At 53.4% G+C, this 2,562-nt stretch carries 4 protein-coding genes; 3 read left to right on the top strand and 1 reads right to left on the bottom strand.

Annotated features, from left to right (window positions below):
- Positions 1 to 184 (top strand): hypothetical protein (locus tag F1381_RS28655; protein ID WP_222850494.1); only part of this gene is annotated, 184 nt, incomplete at its 5' end.
- A 181-nt stretch (positions 185 to 365) separates the two neighbouring features.
- Here the strand turns inward: F1381_RS28655 and F1381_RS27750 are convergent.
- Complete coding sequence (locus tag F1381_RS27750; RefSeq protein WP_151738054.1) at positions 366 to 869, bottom strand: helix-turn-helix transcriptional regulator; 504 nt, start codon at positions 867 to 869, stop codon at positions 366 to 368.
- A 749-nt stretch (positions 870 to 1,618) separates the two neighbouring features.
- Here F1381_RS27750 and F1381_RS27755 point away from each other — a divergent pair.
- Complete coding sequence (locus F1381_RS27755) at positions 1,619 to 1,825, top strand: hypothetical protein (RefSeq protein ID WP_151738055.1); 207 nt, start codon at positions 1,619 to 1,621, stop codon at positions 1,823 to 1,825.
- Positions 1,812 to 2,562 (top strand): FtsK/SpoIIIE domain-containing protein (locus tag F1381_RS27760; RefSeq protein WP_222850495.1); only part of this gene is annotated, 751 nt, incomplete at its 3' end. The genes F1381_RS27755 and F1381_RS27760, both read left to right, overlap by 14 nt.

Below are 2,562 nucleotides of genomic sequence, written 5' to 3' on the forward strand. Positions count from 1 at the left end.
GCTCTCTGCTGGAGCTTTTTTGTTTAGTGCGGGAATGTCTGCCAGTGACGCAGACGCTGGGCAACAATCCGGTAACGCCGTCATTCCTTTACTAATAACGGTAGCTGGCACTGTGCTTGTGATTCTTGCCTTTATTTTCTCCGGCCCTCTATTCGAGAAGAAGACTCCAGTCGACGGCCACTAACCATTTTTGTATTGGTTTCCTTCCTTCTCCGCTCTCCTAGACTTAGTACTGTTGCCTCAGTGATGCTTCTAAGATGAGTGAGATGAACACCATCTACTATGTCCCCCAAATTATTTTGGGGGACATAGTTTTATGCAGGGGATTCGGGGGCAATTATAGGTTATCCACCTTAATGCAGAGTTTATTTTTTGATCCATTGGCTGAGGCGTTGTAAGGGGCTGCGCCTTTCTATTGGTGGGTTCTTGGGCTCGGTTTCGGGCTTGGGGTGGGTGTTTTCTTGGTGTGGGGTGGTGGTGAGTTGTTTGTGTGGGGTGTTTTCTAGTGCGTGGATGGTGGTTTTGAGGGCGTCGATGGTGTCTTGTTTGGCTTGGATGAGTTGTTGGGCCTGGTGCAGTTGTTGTTCGGCGTAGTGTGCGCGTTGTTTTTCTAGTTCTAGTGCGTGCACTAGATTTTGGTGGTTTTGTGTACTGGTTGCACTGGTGGGTTCTTCGGGGGTTTTGTGTGTGATGGTGTCGAGTCGTCCGCTGTTGATGAGGTCGCCGATGGGGATGTACCAGGTGTCTTGTTTTTGCTGGGCTCGGGGGAATTCTCCGCGGGTTCTGGCGCGGGTGATGGTGGATTTGGCGACGCCGGTGAGTTTGGCTGCTTCGGCGATGGTGAGTAGTTGGTCGAGGTGGTCGTCCATGTGTGCAATGGTAGTGGTGTAGTGCGGTGCACTAGGCGCACCACGCTGTTGTATGTGGTGCACTGTGGGGGTGCACTAGGTGGTGCGATGTGGCGTTCGGGGATGTAGAGCGTGGTGTGTGGCTGCATGCTGGGGAAATGGAAGAGTCGAACATAACATCCGTTATCGGACAGTAACTGCACATCTCGCAAGTGGTGGCTGCACAGGAGGGAGCTTCTCTAGTCATCGCGAGATAAAGCGAGAAGCGCGGTGTCTAAGGCCCCCTTTCTAACTCTACCCCCATTCTGGGGGAAGCATATTGACGCCTCAGGTTTTAAAGACCATTTTGCGTGAACTTACAGAGAAAATCCTGGTCAGAACACATCTAAAAAGCTACTCTGAGCTGGGAAAATACGCCTTGACGTACGTCTTGACGTACGCCTAGTAGAACAAAACCCATTTGTCAAGGCTGAGTGTTGCGTGTGGGGTGAGATGGTGCGTAGGCTCAGTAGTGCAAGCACAATAGTCCCCCTAGGCCTCTCGCTTGCCGGCTGGGCCTAGGGGGCTCGACGCCCCGTGAAAACGGAGCAGAAAGGAGCAGTTCAATGCTCGATCGCATTGTCCCACCTTATCTCGTCCCTGTCTACCAGCCCCTCGAGGGCGCCCGCGTGCGCGCCGTGCCAGACGGCCCCGAGGAGCGGGATGGCACGCCAAAGACAAACCCTTCCTTTCCTGGCTGTAAAGCCTGGAAGATGCAGTTCACACTCGTCATGAGTGAGACAGAGGGCGCAGATGGAGCCGTAGAGCGAGAAGTGAAGCGTCAGCCGATCACCATCTGGGCTCCAGAGCGACCGGACGTCTCTGTAGGGGACCAGGTGCGCGTTACTGGGCTCATGGCCGGCGCTATCGACGGCACGATTTTCCTGCAGGGTACAGGCGTAGACCGCGTGGAGGAGACCGCGCATGAGCTCCTCTAATAGAAATGACGAGCTGGAGCAACTACGCACAGCCGCCGATGATGCAGACGCGGCTCTCCTCAAGGCTCTGCCATGGATAATCCTGCTGGCAGTGACCATAGCTGGATGCTATCTTCTCTTCTCTGAGCTGCAGAAACGATACTGGTTTCACTCCAAAGCCGCATATCGTACGCATACGTGTCGAGAGAAAATCAGCGAGCGCTTCGGGCTGACCATCAATCGTGTATCTCGCGATGGGAAAATCGTCATAGCTCCAGGAGAGTCTGAAAAATGGCATCGACCCGGACTGGAAGCGGAGCTGGCCCAGTTCCTAAAAACCCCACTTAAAATATCTTTCGGTGAAGGGGTCGTAGTCGCTAGGGATGCGGTAAAAACTCCTGGATACCTTCCAGGCAGAGCCCGCTTTTCCGCGCCCACGGGTGAGATGCTCATCGGCGTAGACACACAAACAGGAGAGCCAGCCCGCATCACGCTTCGAGAAAAATCCGGTCTCATTCTGGCTGGTAAGCCCGGAAGCGGAAAGTCAGTTTTCCTAAATCAGTTGATAATGGCGCTTATGACTCGCTCCGAGGTAGTCGCTTTTGACGGGAAAAAAGACGCTCCAGAAAAGATTCTGGAAAAAGTCGAATTCCTCCGAGAGACTATGAAAAATCGCCTTGAGGAGGGTATCGATTTCTGGAAAATTGATACCAAAGACCGCCCGAAGCTATTGCTCTTGGTTCTTGATGAGGCCCAAA

Source organism: Paenibacillus tengchongensis (assembly GCF_008973665.1).
Lineage (GTDB): Bacteria > Bacillota > Bacilli > Paenibacillales > Paenibacillaceae > Paenibacillus_AQ > Paenibacillus_AQ tengchongensis.

Bases quoted from the DNA above. Each gene is read 5' to 3' on its own strand.
- F1381_RS27750 (WP_151738054.1), bottom strand. From the start codon at position 869: ATGGACGACCACCTCGACCAACTACTCACCATCGCCGAAGCAGCCAAA.
- F1381_RS27755 (WP_151738055.1), top strand. From the start codon at position 1,619: ATGAGTGAGACAGAGGGCGCAGATGGAGCCGTAGAGCGAGAAGTGAAG.